The organism is Variovorax sp. J22G73 (genome assembly GCF_030317035.1).
In the GTDB taxonomy this organism is placed as follows: Bacteria; Pseudomonadota; Gammaproteobacteria; order Burkholderiales; family Burkholderiaceae_C; genus Variovorax.
Window position 1 is genome coordinate 103,149 of sequence record NZ_JASZYK010000016.1, and the last position, 14,829, is coordinate 117,977.

Annotated in this window: 12 protein-coding genes; 4 read left to right on the plus strand and 8 right to left on the minus strand. The window is 70.4% G+C overall.

What is annotated here, in order from left to right; translation table 11 throughout:
- Positions 1 to 9: 9 nt before the first annotated feature.
- The 6 genes from QTI51_RS34475 to QTI51_RS34500 form a co-directional block, all read right to left on the minus strand.
- Positions 10 to 1,527: an AMP nucleosidase gene (locus tag QTI51_RS34475; RefSeq protein ID WP_116910183.1), complete on the minus strand. Its 1,518-nt coding sequence runs from the start codon at positions 1,525 to 1,527 to the stop codon at positions 10 to 12.
- A 91-nt stretch (positions 1,528 to 1,618) separates the two neighbouring features.
- Positions 1,619 to 2,167: a TIGR00725 family protein gene (locus QTI51_RS34480; protein ID WP_116910182.1), complete on the minus strand. Its 549-nt coding sequence runs from the start codon at positions 2,165 to 2,167 to the stop codon at positions 1,619 to 1,621.
- Positions 2,118 to 2,939: an ABC transporter permease gene (locus QTI51_RS34485; RefSeq protein ID WP_116910181.1), complete on the minus strand. Its 822-nt coding sequence runs from the start codon at positions 2,937 to 2,939 to the stop codon at positions 2,118 to 2,120. The genes QTI51_RS34480 and QTI51_RS34485 overlap by 50 nt, the downstream gene beginning before the upstream one ends.
- A 19-nt stretch (positions 2,940 to 2,958) precedes the next feature.
- The gene (locus QTI51_RS34490; RefSeq protein WP_116910180.1) at positions 2,959 to 4,038 is read right to left on the minus strand and encodes an extracellular solute-binding protein; all 1,080 of its coding nucleotides are present in this window, start codon (positions 4,036 to 4,038) and stop codon (positions 2,959 to 2,961) included.
- A 73-nt stretch (positions 4,039 to 4,111) separates the two neighbouring features.
- On the minus strand, positions 4,112 to 5,140 hold the full coding sequence (locus tag QTI51_RS34495) for an ABC transporter ATP-binding protein (RefSeq protein ID WP_116910179.1): 1,029 nt from the start codon (positions 5,138 to 5,140) through the stop codon (positions 4,112 to 4,114).
- A gap of 6 nt (positions 5,141 to 5,146) precedes the next feature.
- Complete coding sequence (locus tag QTI51_RS34500; RefSeq protein WP_116910178.1) at positions 5,147 to 5,932, minus strand: ABC transporter permease; 786 nt, start codon at positions 5,930 to 5,932, stop codon at positions 5,147 to 5,149.
- Positions 5,933 to 6,140: 208 nt separating this feature from the next.
- Between QTI51_RS34500 and QTI51_RS34505 the strand changes: the two genes are divergently transcribed.
- Positions 6,141 to 7,073 carry a LysR substrate-binding domain-containing protein gene (locus QTI51_RS34505; RefSeq protein ID WP_116910177.1) on the plus strand — a complete coding sequence of 311 codons (933 nt, stop codon included), beginning with the start codon at positions 6,141 to 6,143 and terminating at the stop codon, positions 7,071 to 7,073.
- A 32-nt stretch (positions 7,074 to 7,105) separates the two neighbouring features.
- Positions 7,106 to 8,041, plus strand: a complete 936-nt coding sequence (locus QTI51_RS34510) for a ketopantoate reductase family protein (RefSeq protein ID WP_116910176.1) — start codon at positions 7,106 to 7,108, stop codon at positions 8,039 to 8,041.
- Here QTI51_RS34510 and gorA read toward each other — a convergent pair.
- Positions 8,038 to 9,405 (minus strand): glutathione-disulfide reductase, encoded by a 1,368-nt coding sequence (gorA, locus tag QTI51_RS34515; RefSeq protein WP_116910175.1) that lies wholly within the window; start codon positions 9,403 to 9,405, stop codon positions 8,038 to 8,040. The genes QTI51_RS34510 and gorA overlap by 4 nt on opposite strands.
- Before the next feature lie 76 nt (positions 9,406 to 9,481).
- A complete protein-coding gene (locus QTI51_RS34520) occupies positions 9,482 to 11,590 on the minus strand; it encodes a DUF6600 domain-containing protein (protein ID WP_116910174.1) in 2,109 nt (702 codons plus the stop codon).
- 202 nt (positions 11,591 to 11,792) lie between these two features.
- Here QTI51_RS34520 and QTI51_RS34525 point away from each other — a divergent pair, with 202 nt between their 5' ends.
- Both QTI51_RS34525 and QTI51_RS34530 read left to right on the plus strand, forming a co-directional pair.
- Positions 11,793 to 13,808, plus strand: coding sequence for a PEP/pyruvate-binding domain-containing protein (locus tag QTI51_RS34525; RefSeq protein ID WP_165840355.1), 2,016 nt, complete (start codon positions 11,793 to 11,795; stop codon positions 13,806 to 13,808).
- Between the two features lie 73 nt (positions 13,809 to 13,881).
- The gene (locus tag QTI51_RS34530; protein ID WP_116910173.1) at positions 13,882 to 14,802 is read left to right on the plus strand and encodes a LysR substrate-binding domain-containing protein; all 921 of its coding nucleotides are present in this window, start codon (positions 13,882 to 13,884) and stop codon (positions 14,800 to 14,802) included.
- Positions 14,803 to 14,829 lie beyond the last annotated feature (27 nt).

A 14,829-nucleotide genomic window follows, 5' to 3' on the forward strand; every position in this document is an offset into this window, starting at 1 on the left:
CGCTGCCGCTTACTGGAACGCCACCTCGGCAAAACTGCGCAACTTGCGGCTGTGCAAGCGGGTGGAGCCCTCTTCGCGCAAGATCTCGATGGCCCGCATGCCGATGCGCAAGTGCTGCTCCACGCGCTCGCGGTAGAAGTGGTTGGCCATGCCGGGCAGCTTGATCTCGCCGTGCAGCGGCTTGTCGCTCACGCACAGCAGGGTGCCGTAGGGCACGCGAAAGCGAAAGCCGTTGGCCGCGATGGTCGCGCTTTCCATGTCGAGCGCCACCGCGCGGCTCTGGCTGAAGCGGCGCTGCGGCTGGTTGCCCGGCAGCAGTTCCCAGTTGCGGTTGTCGGTGCTGGCCACGGTGCCGGTGCGCATGATCTTCTTCAGGTCGGGCCCCTCGTAGCGCGTGACGTCGGCCACCGCCTGCTCCAGCGCCAGCTGAATTTCCGACAGCGCCGGAATGGGCACCCACAGCGGCAGCTCTTCGTCCAGCACGTGGTCCTCGCGCACGTAGGCGTGGGCCAGCACGTAGTCGCCCAGCTGCTGCGTGTTGCGCAGGCCGGCGCAGTGGCCCAGCATCATCCACGCATGCGGGCGCAGCACGGCGATGTGGTCGGTGATGGTCTTGGCATTGGCCGGGCCCACGCCGATGTTGGTCATGGTGATGCCGCTGTAGTCCTCGCGCACCAGGTGGTAAGCAGGCATTTGCGGCAGCCGCGGCGGCGCCGTGCCCTGGCTGCCGTCGAGCAGGTGGCCGAAGGTGTCGCTCTGCCCCGCCGCCAGGCCGCGCCGGCGCGTGATGACGTTGCCCGGCTCGATGAAGGCCACGTACTCGCTGTTCTCGTCGGCCATGGCCTCGTGGCCCAGGCGCACGAACTCGTCGATGTAGAACTGGTAGTTGGTGAACAGCACGAAGTTCTGGAACCACTCAGGCGCCGTGCCCGTGTAGTGGCGCAGGCGGTGCAGCGAATAGTCCACGCGCGCCGCCGTGAACAGCGACAGCGGCTGCGCCTCGCCGTCGCGCGCCTCGTAGGTGCCGTTGGCGATGCCGTCGTCCATCACGCCCAGGTCGGGCAGGTCGAACACGTCGCGCATGAGCGCGCGGCGCTCGTTGCTCATCGTGCCTTCGATGTGGTCGTTCTCGGCGAACGAGAAGTGGATGGGAATGGGCTGCGTGCTGGTGCCCACCTCGATCTCGACCTGGTGGTTTTCAAGCAGCAGGCGAAACTGGTCGAGGTAGTAGCGCGAGAACAGGTCGGGCCGCGTCAGCGTGGTCTCGTAGCGGCCCGGGCCGGCCACGAAGCCGTAGCTCAGGCCCGCGTTGGCCGGCGGCGTGTGGCGCGACACGGTGTGCGTGTGCACCCGCACGAACGGGTAGCAGGCCCGCACCCGGCCGGGCAGTGCCTCGCCGGCGACGAAGCGCAGCATCGACTCGCGCAGGTGGGCGATGCCGCCCTGGTAGATGGCCTTGACCTGGTCCAGCGCGGCGGCTGCGTCGGTGAAGCGGGCGGGAGCAACGAAGGTGGGCATGTAGGGCATGGCGGCATTGTGCAATGGCTGCCGCGTGGTTTGCCTTGGCGCCGGTCGCCTTGTTCACCCGCCCCGGACAACACGCGCAACAGGCCGCAACTCAGGCCAGCAGGCAGCCCAGCACCTTCACCAGCATGTCGTTCACGTCCGCGGCCTGCACGGCGCCGGGCAGCGCCACGTCGCCATGCATCACGAACACCGGCTTGCCCCACTTCAACCCCATCGCCATTTCGGACAGCGTGCCCATGTTGCCGCCGATGGCGATCAGGCACACGCCGCTGCGCGCGATGATGCCGTTGCGCATCTCGCCCATGCCGGTGGGGATGGCCACGCTGAGCCATTCGTTGGCATTGCGGTCGTCGTCCTCGGGCAGGATGCCCACGGCGATGCCGCCGGCTTCCACCGCGCCGCGCGAGGCCGCGGCCATCACGCCGCCGCGCCCGCCGCACACCACCGCCATGCCCGCGCCGGCCAGCGCGTGCGCCACCGCGTACGCGGCCTCGCACTCGGCCGGGCCGCCGTCGCCCGGGCCCAGCATGGCCACCGGTTGCCGGTGGCGCGTGGGGCCCCACTGCCTGCGCGCCAGGCGCGTCAGCGCCTCAGTGACCGGCGCCGACAGCACCGCGCTCGCGCCTTCTGGTAAAGACATCGCCCACTCCCATCACGATCACACACACCACCATCAGCACCAGCGACAAGGCCGCCGCCACCGCGAAGTCCGATCCCCCGTCGCCCACCTGCGCCAGCAGCATCAGCGGCAGGATGTTCAGCTGCGTGCCCACCAGCGCCAGCGCCGTGCCGTAGGTGCCCATCGCAATCGCGGCCACCATGCAGGCGTTCGACAGCACCGAGGGCATCACCTCGGGCACCACCGTGTCCCAGAACGCGCGCGCCTTCGACGCACCCAGCGTGCGCGCCGCCTGCGCCGGGCGCAGGTCGAGGTTGGCGAACACCGGGTACAGCGACAGCGCCACGCGCGGAATCAGGTAGTAGGCGTAGGCAAAGCCCAGGCCCGACACGCTGTAGATCCAGCTGCCGATCACCGCCGGGTCGGCCCCCAGCCCCGCGAGCAGCTGCGTCACGAAGCCCGCGCGGCCGAAGGCCAGGATGAAGCCGTAGGCAATCACCAGCCCCGAGAAGGCCAGCGGCAGGCCCAGCAAGGTCATCATCCATTGGCGCCGGCCTTCGGGCTGGCGCGCCAGCTCGATGGCGATGCAGGTGCCCACCAGCGCCGATATCGCGCCCGCTGCCAGGCCCAGGCCCAGCGTGTTGCGCAGCGCGCCGAAGAACAGCGGGTTGCCGAACAGCCGCGCGAAGGCGCTGCCGCCATCGCCGAAGGCCTCGGGCAGCAGCGCCGCGAGCGGCACCGCGAAGAACAGCGCCATGAAGGCCCATGCGGGCCAGGCGCCAAAGCGTCGCATCACGGCGGGTTCTTCTTTCCTACTTGCCCAGGGCGGCCTGCGCCCAGAGCTTGTCGACCTCGGCCTTGCGCTGCGACGCCTTCACCACGTCGAGCGGGCGAATCTGCGGCGCCGCCGGCATCTTGGCCGCGATGTCGGCGCTCAGCGGCGTGCCCGGCACGGCCGGCCGCACGAAGCCCTGCGCGAACAGCGCCTGGCCGGCCTCGCTCATCACGAAGTTCAGCCACAGCTTGCCGGCATTGGGGTTCGGCCCGTTCTTCACCAGGCTGATGGCGTAGGGCGCGGCCACGCTGGCTTCCTTGGGAATCACCACCTCCACCGCGTCGCCCATGCCGTCGACGTGCTTGGCCTTCAGGCCGTCGTTCTCGTAGCTGATCCACACCGGGATCTCGCCCTTCAGGAACTTGGCGTAGGGCGTGGTGCCCTCCACGCGCAGCACGTTGCCGGCCGAGTGCAGCTTGCCCAGGTAGTCGGTGCCGGGCTGCACGTTGTCCACGCTGCCGCCGTTGGCGTAGGCCGCGGCGAAGGTCAGCACCTGGCCGATGCCGGTGGAGCGCGGGTCGAGGTACACCACCGTGCTCTTGAACTCGGGCTTGAGCAGGTCGGCCCAGCCGGTGGGCACGTTCTTCACCAGCTTCCTGTTCACCAGGAAGGCGATGTTCAGCGTGTGGATGGTGAACCATCGGCCCTCGGCCTCGCGGAACACCGCCGGCAGCTTGTCGAAGTTGGTGGGCTGGAAGGGCGCGACCACGTCCTTCTTCGCGGCATCGACGCCCGAGGCCGCGAAGTAGTAGGCGGTGTCGGCCTGCGGGCGGCGTTTGGTCTTCTCGAGCGCGACCACGGTGGCGGCGGAGCCGATGTCGTTGTAGGTCAGCTCGATCTCGGGGTAGCGCTTCTTGAAGGCGGCGAACAGCGACTTCCAGTTGGCCCATTCGGGGCCGGTGTCGAAGGAGACGCACAGGCCTTCCTTCTGCGCTTCTGCATACAGCGCCTTCTCGCCCGCGTAGAGCTCGGGGCCGTCGAAGGCGAAGGCGGTGTGGGCCGAGATGGCGGCCAGCGACAGTGCGCCGGCGGCCTGGATCAGATGTCTGCGTTGCATGGTGGCTCCTTGGAGGAAGAGAGTCGAAAAGGGTCGAGAGAGAGTCGAAAGGGAGTCGAAAGAGAGCGAGAGATCAGTTGTCGAGCAGCCGAAGGTGTTCGGGCGCGATCGCAATGGCCTGCGCGGCCGGCCGTGCCGACTCGGCGAGAAAGGGCCTGGCGGCGCCGGGCACCTCGAAGTCGTAGCGCGTGAGCGCGCCCAGGTAGCGCTGCGCGCCGGTGCGCCCCGCCAGCAGGTTCACGCTGCCGGGCGCCGGGTCGGGCTGTATGTGTTCGGGGCGCACCAGCACGTGCACCGCCGCGCCGAAGGCGCGCGTGCCCGTGGGCGCGGCCAGTTCGGCAAAGCCCAGGTCGATGCGGTCGGCGCCGCTCACCTTCGCGCCCAGGATGGTCGAGAGCCCGACGAACTCCGCCACCGCACGGCTCGCGGGGTGTTCGTAGATGTCGCGCGGCGTCGCGATCTGCAGCAGCCGGCCGTCCTTCAGCATGGCCACGCGGTCGGCCATGACCAGCGCTTCTTCCTGGTCGTGCGTGACCAGCAGCGTGGTGGCGTTGAAGCGCTGCTGAATGGCGCGGATCTGGTCGCGCAGGTGGCCGCGCACGCTGGCGTCGAGCGCCGAGAGCGGCTCGTCGAGCAGCAGCGCGCGCGGGTCGATGGCCAGCGCGCGTGCCAGCGCCACGCGCTGCTGCTGCCCGCCCGAGAGCTGCGCGACGGCGCGCTGCGCGAAGTCGCCCAGGCCCACGATGTCGAGCAGCTCCTGCGCGCGCTGGCGCCGCTCGGCCGTGCCCACCTTGCGCAGCTTGAGCCCGTAGGCCACGTTGTCGAGCACGCTCAGGTGCGGAAAGAGCGCGTAGCTCTGGAACACCATGCCGATGTGGCGCTGGTGCACCGGCGTGCGCGACATGTCGTCGCCGCCGAGCGCAATGCGCCCGGCGTGGCCCGTTTCCAGGCCGGCCACCAGCTTCAGCAGGGTCGACTTGCCCGAGCCGCTGGGCCCGATCACCGCGACCAGCTCGCCCGTGCGCACGTCGAGCGACACGTCGTGCAGGCCGTGCGTGCTGCCGGGGTAGTTGTAGCTGACGTTGTCGAGAAGAAGGCTCATGGCAGGTTACGCGCGTTGCTTCACCAGGGAGGAAGAAAGAAGCGCCGACGCGCTCGCCAGCACCAGGAGGATGACCGTGGCCGCGCAGGCGAAGCCCGTCGCGCCGTAGAAGGCCTGCAGCAGCACCACCGGGTAGGTGCGGTTCTGGAAGCTCGTGAGCAGGTTCGACACGCCGAACTCCCCCACCGAAATGGCCGCCACCATCACCAGCCCGCTCACCAGGCTCTGGCGCAGGCTGGGCAGCACGATGCCGCTGAACTGCTGCCAGCCCGAGGCGCCCAGCGTGGCGGCCGCCTGCTCGAGCCGGCCCAGGTCGAGGTGGCGCAGGTCGGTCAGCAGCGTGTTGGTGAGGTAGGGCAGCGTGAGGATGGCGTGCGCGGCGATCAGCAGCGGCATCGAGCCCAGCCAGGGCGCCAGGTCGGTGTTGAAGACGATCATGTAGCCGAAGGCCATGGTGATGGGAGGCACCGCCACCGGCGTGGCGCTCACGATGCGCGCCGCCAGGCTGCCGCCGCGGCGCGCCCCGTGGTACAGCGCATAGGCCAGCGGCAGCGCCAGCACCGTGTTGATGGCGCAGGCCGCCAGCGCCACCACCAGGCTGTTGACGAAGGCCTTGCGAAACGAGGTGTCGAGCCACAGGTCGACGTACCACTGCCCCGTGACGCCCGTGGGCAGCAGCGTGTTGGTCCAGTTGCCGCCCAGGCTGCCGATCATCAGCAGCACGATGGGCAGCAGCAGGTACAGGCCGTAGATGAGCGAGATGCCGCGAACCAAGGTTGTCTCCAGTGTCATCGGCGCCCGGCATACTTTCCGGATGCGCTACTGTCTGCGCAGGTCTTGCCGCAGCGATGCCCCGAATTCTAGGAAGCGCATGCGCACTCATGGGTGAAAGTTGGATGATGACACTTGAGCAGTTGGAAAGCGTTTTTCACGCAGCTTTCACACATGCGGGCCAGGGCCCAGGCCGCAGCGCAGGCTTGGGCGCGCGCGGGGCGGCGCGATGAAGCGCGACTGCCCCACCATCCAGGAGCTGCTGGCCTTCGACGCCGTGGCGCGGCACCAGAGCATCACGCTGGCGGCCGGCGCGCTGTGCATCACGGTGAGCGCGGTCAGCAAGCAGATCGCCGGGCTCGAGGCCTTCCTGGGCCGCGAGCTGCTGCAGAAGAACGGCCGCGGCGTGCAGCTCACGCCGCAGGGGCGCGTGTACTGGCAGAAGATTTCGGGCGGCCTGCGCGCCATCGAGACCGCGACCTTCGAGGCCCGCTCGGGCGATGCCGGCGCCGGCCTGCTCACGCTGGCGAGCGTGCCCACCTTTCTCACCAAGTGGCTCATTCCGCGGCTGCCCGCCTTCAGCCAGAAGAGCCGCCACGTGATGCTGAGCTTCAGCCGCCACCTGGAGCCCAGCGACGGCATTCCCGCGGGCGTGGACGCGGCCATCCGCTACGGGCCCGACGGCTGGCCGGGCGTGGTGTCGGAGTACATCGCGGGGCGCGAGTTCGTGCTGATCGTGGCGCGCTCGCTGGTCGAGGGGCGCCACCGCATCGCGCAGCCCGCCGACATCCTGGGCCACACGCTGCTGCACCACGAGGGCGCGCCCACCGCCTGGCGCCAGTGGGCCGCGCAGCACGGCGTGCCCGAGGTTCAGACCGTGGCCGGCCCGCGCTTCGCGCAGTACTCGGCGCTGATCCAGGCCGCGCTCAACGGGCTGGGCATCGGCCTGGTGCCCCGGCTGCTGGTGCAGGAAGAAATGGCCGAGGGCTCGCTCCTGAGCCCCTGCGGCACGCCGGTGAGCGTCAACCAGGGTCACTACCTGTGCTACCGGCCCGACCGCCTCGACCTGCCGGCCTTCGCGGCGTTTCGCGAATGGCTGCTCGACGAAGGCGTGGCCTCGCGCGGCGCGGAGGCGGGGGCGGGGGCCGAGGCCGAGGCATGATTTCCACAGTCGAACAACCAGGGATCGAAGCGATGAAAGTTGCAGTGATGGGCGCCGGCGCGGTCGGCTGCTACTACGGCGCCATGCTGGCGCGCGCGGGCCACGAGGTGGTGCTGGTCGGACGGCCTTCGCACGTGGCCGCCGTCGAGGCGCGCGGCCTGCGGCTGGAAACCAGCGCCTTCGACGAGCACGTGCCGCTGGCCGCCAGCACCGAGGCGAGCGCGGTGCAGGGCGCCGACCTGGTGCTGTTCTGCGTGAAGTCGACCGACACCGAGGCCGCCGCCGCGCAGATCGCGCCGCACCTGGCGCCCGATGCGCTGGTGCTCACGCTGCAGAACGGGGTGGACAACGACGCGCGCGTGCGCTCCGTGCTCGCGTCGAACGACGTGGCCGCCGCGGTCGTCTACGTGGCGACCGAGATGGCCGGCCCCGGCCATGTGAAGCACCACGGGCGCGGCGAGCTGGTGATCGCGCCTTCGCGCCGCAGCGAAGAGATGGCGCGCCACCTGGAAGCCGCGGGCGTGCCCACGCACATTTCCGCCAACGTGCGCGGCGCGCTGTGGGCCAAGCTGATCCTCAACTGCGCGTACAACGCGCTCTCGGCCATCACGCAGCTGCCCTACGGCGTGCTGGTGCAGGGCACGGGCGTGACGGATGTGCTGCGCGACGTGGTGGCCGAATGCCTGGCCGTGGCCAAGGCCGAAGGCGTCGATGTGGTCGGCGACACCGAAGCCGCCGTGCGCGGCATCGCGCAGACCATGCCCACGCAGTACTCGTCGACCGCGCAAGACCTGGCGCGCGGCAAGCTCAGCGAAATCGACCACCTCAACGGGCTGGTCGTGCGGCGCGGCGAGGCGCTGGGCGTGCCCACGCCCGCGAACCGCGTGCTGTTCGTGCTGGTGAAGCTGCTCGAGAACAAGCAGCAGGCAACGAAGGTCGAGAAGGTAGCGAAGGTAGCGAAGGTTTAGCCCGGCATCGGTTCGCGCATCGTCACGAACTCTTCGGCGGCGGTCGGGTGGATGCCGATGGTGCTGTCGAACAGCGCCTTGGTCGCGCCCGCGCGCATCGCCACCGCAAAGCCCTGCACCACCTCGCCCGCGTCCGCGCCCACCATGTGCAGGCCGACCACGCGGTCGCTCTTCTTGTCTACCACCAGCTTCATGAAGGTGCGCTCGGTGCTGCCCGACAGCGTGTGGCGCAGCGACTTGAACTCGCTGGAGAACACGGTGATCTCGCCGAACTTCGCGCGCGCGTCGATCTCGCTGTAACCGCAGGTGCCGATGTTCGGGTGCGTGAACACGGCGGTGGGAATGAACTCGTAGTCCATGCGGCGCTTGCCCTTGCCGAACAGCGCGTCGACCACCACCATCGCCTCGGCCAGCGCCACCGGCGTGAGCTGCACGCGCGTGGACACGTCGCCCACCGCGTAGATCGACGGCACCGAGGTGCGGTAGTGCGCATCGACTGCGATGGCGCCCTTGTCGTCCAGCTTCACGCCCGCGGCCTCCAGGCCCAGGCCCTGCGTGTTGGGCACGCGGCCGGTGGCGAAGAGCACCGTGTCGGCCTCCACCTGCTGGCCGCGCGCCAGCGTGACGGTGAGCGCGTGCTTGCCGTGCGGGTTGCGCGCGACCGACGCGGCCTCGCTGTTGAGCCGGATGTCGACGCCGGCCTTGCCCATCTCGCCCGCGACGAACTGCCGCACGTCGTCGTCGAAACCGGTGAGCAGGTGCGCGCGGCGGTGCAGCTGCGTCACCTGCGAGCCCAGGCCGTTGAAGATCGATGCGAACTCGCACGCGATGTAGCCGCCGCCCACCACCAGCAGGCGCCGGGGGAAGGGGTCGAGGTCGAACATGGCGTCAGAGGTCACGATGTGCTCGCGCCCCGGAATGTCGGGCACGTAGGGCGTGCCGCCGGTGGCCACCAGCAGGTGCTCGGCGGTGTGGCGCTTGCCGTCGACTTCCACCGTGTGGGCATCGACCAGTTGCGCCCAGCCCGTGACCAGCACGACGCCCGAGTTCTTCAGCAGCGAGGCGTAGATGCCGTTGAGCCGCGTGATCTCCCTGGCGCGCTGCGACTTGAGGTGGGCCCAGTCGAAGTGCGGCTCCTTGTGCAGCTTCCAGCCGAAGCCCGCGGCCTCCTCGAACGATTCGGCGTAGCCGGCCGCGTAGCTGTAGAGCTTCTTCGGGATGCAGCCCACGTTGACGCAGGTGCCGCCCAGGTCGGCGGCCTCGGCCAGGCCGACGCGCGCGCCGGTTTGCGCCGCCATGCGCGCGGCGCGAACGCCCCCGCTGCCGCCGCCGATGACGAAGAGATCGAAGTCGAATGTGCGCATGAAAGGCTCCTTGGCCGCCGACTGTAGCGGCGGGCCGAAGGCAGCGCTTCAGTCGGGGCTTGCCGCCGGCGCGCGTTCAGCGCGAATCGGGCGAGGTCAGCAGCCGGCGCCGTTCGTCGGCGGCGCTTTGGCCTTGCGGCTGGGGTCCCGGCGGCTGCGGCTGGATGCCGCGCTGCTGCTGGAGCGCGCGCAGCTGGGCCTCTTGCGCCTGGCGCATCGCGTTCTGCTGGGCCTGCTGCTGCGCCTGCACCTGTTGTTGCATCTGCTGCTGCATCTGCGCGGCGCGCAACTGCTGTTGCTGCGCCAGCGCCTGTTGCTGCTGTTGCGCGAGCGCCTGCTGCTGGGCCGCGCGTTGCTGCTGCAGCTGCATCTGTTGCATCTGCTGTTGCTGGAGCAGTTGTTGCTGCTGCTGGGCTTGCGCCTGCGCGGCGCGCTGTTGCATGTCCTGCTGCATTTGTTGCTGCATTTGCTGCTGTTGGCGCTGGGCCTGTTGCTGCTGGAGCTGCAACTGCTGCTGTTGTTGCTGCTGCTGTTGCCAGCGGTCCGGCTCGCCGCGCTGGCGCCAGTCCTGGCGCTGCTGTTGTTGCTGCCAGTCTTGCTGCTGACGCGCGTCCTGCTGCTGGCGCCAGCCCTGCTGGCGTTGCCATTCCATCTGTTGCTGCTGCTGTTGCTGGGCCGCCTGGGCGGCTTGCGCGGCGCGCTGCTGCTGCGCCCACTGCTGCTGTTGGCCCTGCTGGAACTGCTGGGCCTGTTGCGCTTGCTGCGCTTGCTGCGCTTGCTGCGCCTGCTGCGCCTGCTGTGCGTGCTGGAACTGGATCTGCTGCTGCCGCGCGATCAGCGCCGCGGGCGGCACCACCGCGGCGGGCCGGCCGAAGCCGCCGCCGAAGCCGTTGGTCGAGATGCCGGGCACGGCCACCACCGGTCCGCGCGCGAAGCGGTCGTCGGGCAGCCGCACCAGGTCGCGCCGCCCGAAGGCGCCGCGGCCGAAGCGCTCGGCGGGCAGCACGCTCATGGCGCCGGGCAGCTGCTGGTTGGCATAGAAGTCGTTGCGCTGCACGCCCTGGCGGCCTTGCAGCGCGGCGCGGTTCACCTGCGCCACGTAGCGCTCGCTCGCGCGGTAGCCGGGGCGCCACTGCTCGCCGGGGGCCAGCGGGAACCAGCCGACGCCGTTGCGGCCGTTGCCGATCTGCACGCCCGCATTGCCGCTGCCGCCACCGCCTACGAAGCCCACCAGCGCCGGCGAATACACCGGCCGCTCGTTGGTGCGTCCCGGCACCCAGCCCCAGCGCGGACCCACGCGGGCCCAGCGGCCGTAGTGCGAGGGCGCGAAGCCCCACGGCGCGGCGTCGACCCAGGTCAGGCCCCAGGGCGCGACGTTCACCCACTGGCCGTCGCGGTAGGGCGCCCAGTCGGCATCGACGTTGCGCGGGAACCAGACGTCGCCGTAGCTGGCGTCGTTCTGCCAGTCGCCGTAGGCGTCGAGCTGCTGGTAGCCGACCACCTCGCGCGACACGTAGCGCGCGGACACCGACTGGTCTTCCAGCCGGTTGCGCTCGGCCACCCAGTTGTCGAAGGCGCCGCTGCGCGAGGGCGCGCCGGCCACCGTTTCCAGGTTGCGGCCCGACACCGTGAGCTGCTGGCGCGCGCCCAGCGACTGCTGCTCGCCGTTCTCGCCGTACAGCGTCACGCGGCCCGAGGCCACTGCCACCCAGGTGGTGCCGGCGGCGGGGTCGGAGGCGATGCGGTACTCGCCCGGCGCGTCGATCACCACGGCGAGGTTGCCGGTGTCGACCTCCACGCGCTGGCCGGCCAGGTCGTCGCGCACGCGCAGCTGCAGGTTGCCCTGGTTGGAGGTGATGCGCGCGGTGTCGTCGTCGATCTCGGTGAACTCCACGTGCGTCTGGCCGTCCAGCCGCAGGGCGGCCGAGCCGATGTACAGCTCGGCACGCGCGTTGCGGTCGGTCCAGAGCCGGTCGCCGGTGGTGATGGGGCGGTTGGGCTGGGCGTCGTACCAGCTGTCGTCGCCGGCCGGCGCGAAGCTCACGGTGCCCTGCTGCAGGTTCAGGCGCGCGATGCGGCCCGGCGGGTCTTGCTGGGCGCTGGCGGCCAGGCCCACGCACAGCAGCGCCAGGCCGATCAGCCATCGGCGGGGGGTGGAGAGCACGGAAAGGTCGGTCGGGTTCATGGGTGTGGTTTCTCTGATCCGCTGGGCGAACGCTTCGGGTTGGCTTGATTTGTAACGCGCGAGAATCCGCTTCCGCTGTCAGCGCCTGCCCAGGGATTGGTGAAGCGCGCGTGCATTCGGCAACCGACTGTAAGGAGGGACTCCAATGAAGAACCAACAAGGCACATGCCCGATGCGGCGTGAGCGCTCACGGAACAACACCATGGCCGCGCCGTTGCTGGCCTGGCTGCCGTGCATGGCGGCGGTGGCGCTGCTCGCCGCGCACCCCGCCAACGCCCAGCTTGCGCGCAAGCCCTCTTATTACCAGCAACAAAGCCAGCAACAGAACCAGCCACCCGAAGGCCCTGCCGCCCAGCTGGCGCCGCGCCCCTCGGTGCCGTCGTCGCTGCCCGCGCTGCGCAGCCAGGGCGACTTCGACCAGCTCGCGCGCGTGTACGACGCCGGCACGCCGATGCAGCTGGCGCACGTGCTGTTCGCCATCGACCGCCAGGCGAAGCCGCCGCGCATGCACTACATCGACACGCCGCGCTACCAGCTGCACGTGCGCTTCCTGCGCGACACGCGGCTCGTGGCCAGCACCGCCAAGCGCGACATCGACCGCAACTACCTGGTGCCCGAGCGCCGCTTCCTGTTCGGCACGCTGAGCTGGCAGCAGAACATCGGCAGCTTCACCTACGAATTCTGGGAGGGCGACCGGCTCACGCCCGCGCTGCTGCGCGAGGCCGACGCGCACGTGAAGGCCAGCTTCTTCGCGCCGGTGAAGTTCAAGACCAATTCCACGCTGCACGAGCGCGTGGCGCAGGAGACCGGCATCGACTTCGTGAGCCAGGAGGCGCTGATCCGCGAGCAGCCCTACCTGCCCATGAACCTGGGCACCGCCACCGGCCGGGTGCGCATCGTGGAGGACGAGGGCGCCATCAACGCGCTGCTGCCCGACGACATCGCCGTGCTGCGCCAGGTGCCCATCGGCCTGCCGCCGGTGGCGGGCGTGCTGACCGAGCGGCCGTCGACCGCGCTGTCGCATGTCAACCTGCTGGCCAAGGGCTGGGGCATTCCGAACGCCTATGTGCGCGACGCGGCCACGGTGCTGAAGGAACACGCCGGCCAGTGGGTGGCGCTGAAGGTAGCGGCCTCGGGCTACCAGGTGCGCCGGCTCACGCCCGAAGAGGTTTCGGCCCTGCCGCCGCGCGCCGCGCGCGTGGCGGCCACCGGCGCGGTGCCCGGCGGCGCGCGCGCCCTGCAGCCCGACCTGCGCGAAGCCCGCCTGCTGCCGCTGGCCGCGCTGCGCGCGCGCAACAGCGCGCAATGCGGCGTGAAGGCCGCCAACCTCGGCGCGATGCAGGCCGCGCGCATTCCGGGCACGTCGGTGCCCGACGGCTTCTGCATTCCGTTCGCGCACTACGACCGCTTCATGCGCGCCAACGGCCTGGCCGCGCGCATCGCGCGCATGCAGCAGCAACCCGGTTTCGCCAACGACCCGAAGTCCCGGCAGAGGGCGCTGGCGCAGCTGCGCGACGAGATCGTGCAGTGGCCCGTCGACCCCGCCACCGCCGCCGCATGGCGCGCGGCGTGGCAGTCGCAGCTGGGCGGCGGCGGCGTGTTCGTGCGCAGCTCGTCCAACTCCGAAGACCTGCCCGGCTTCAGCGGCGCCGGCCTGTACTCCACCGTGCCCAACGTGAAGACCGGCGACGCGCTCGAGGCGGCGGTGAAGAAGGTGTGGGCCTCGGTGTTCAACCCCGAGGCCTGGGAGGCCCGCGGCGCCGCGGGCTTCGGGGCCGAGTCGGTGCTGATGGGCGTGTTCGTGCAGACCGCCATCGACGCGACCAACGCCGGCGTGATGATCACGCGCGACCCCTTCGACGCGGGCCACCCGCACGTGACCTACATCTCGGCCAAGCGCGGCATCGGCATTCGCGTGGTCGAGGGCCAGCGCGTGGCGGAGCAGGTGATGTACTCGAGCTGGTCGAAGGCCGTGCAGGTGCTCAGCCGCTCGGCCGAGGACACGGCGCTGCAGCTCGACAAGGACGGCGGCGTGAAGGAGGTGCCGGTGGAGGCCGGGCGCAAGGTGCTCACCGACGAGCTGGTGGTGCGCCTGGCCGCGGTGGGCGCGGCGGTGAAGCGCACCTTCAACGCGGTGGACCAGGACATCGAGTGGGCAACGGTGGGCGAGCGCATCGTGCTGTTGCAGGCAAGGCCGTATGTGGAGCGGCGGCGTTGAAATGCTTTCAACTTGCGTGTAGAGCGGCGGCGTTGAAACTCTCTCCCCCCGCATGCCTCGCACGGAGCCGACCATGAACCTGCACCGCCTCGACCTCGTCTCGCTGTCGCTCTTCCACCTCGTGGTGCGCACCGGCAGCATCAGCAAGGGCGCGGAGCTCGCGCACCTGGCGGTGGGCGCGGCCAGCAAGCGCATTTCCGACCTGGAGGCGGCGGTGGGCACCGAGCTGTTCGAGCGCCATTCGCGCGGCGTGACGCTCACCGTGGCGGGCCATGCGCTGCACCGCCATGCGCAGCGCATCCTGAACGATGTCGACCAGCTCGCCGCGGACCTGTCCGACTACGCCTCGGGCGTGCTGGGCGTGGTGCGGCTGTGGGTGAACACCTCGGCGGTCACTCAGTTCCTGCCGCGCGAGCTCGCGAGCTTCGTGGCGGCCAACCCCGGCATCCGCATCGAGCTGGAGGAGCAGAACAGCAGCGAGATCGTGCTCGCCGTGCTCGACGGCCGCGCCGACGTGGGCATCTTCGCCGACCGCACGCCCTCGCTGGGCCTGCACCTCGTCAACTACCGCACCGACCAGCTGGCGCTGGTGGTGCCGCGCGGCCATGCGCTGGCGCGGCGGCGCAGCGTGCGCTTCGAGGAGGCGACCGAGTTCGACTTCGTGAGCCTCGCGGCCGGCACCTCGCTCGCGCAGCGCCTGCAGACCGCCACCGAGGCGCTGGGGCGAAGGCTGCGGCTGCGCATCCAGGTGCGCAGCTTCGACGCCATGTGCCAGATGGTGGCCGCGGGCATGGGCGTGGCCGTGCTGCCGCGCGAGGCGATCCAGCCGCACCTGCGCTCGATGAACCTGCGCGAGATCGCGCTGGAAGACGCCTGGGCCGAGCGCCGCCTGCTGATCGGCCTGCGCGACGCGAACGCGGTGCCGCGCCACGTGCGCACGCTGATCGACCACCTTTGCACAGACGCCACGGACGGCACCAACGTCACGGGTTAACCCTGGCGCGCTTTCGCGATCCGCGAA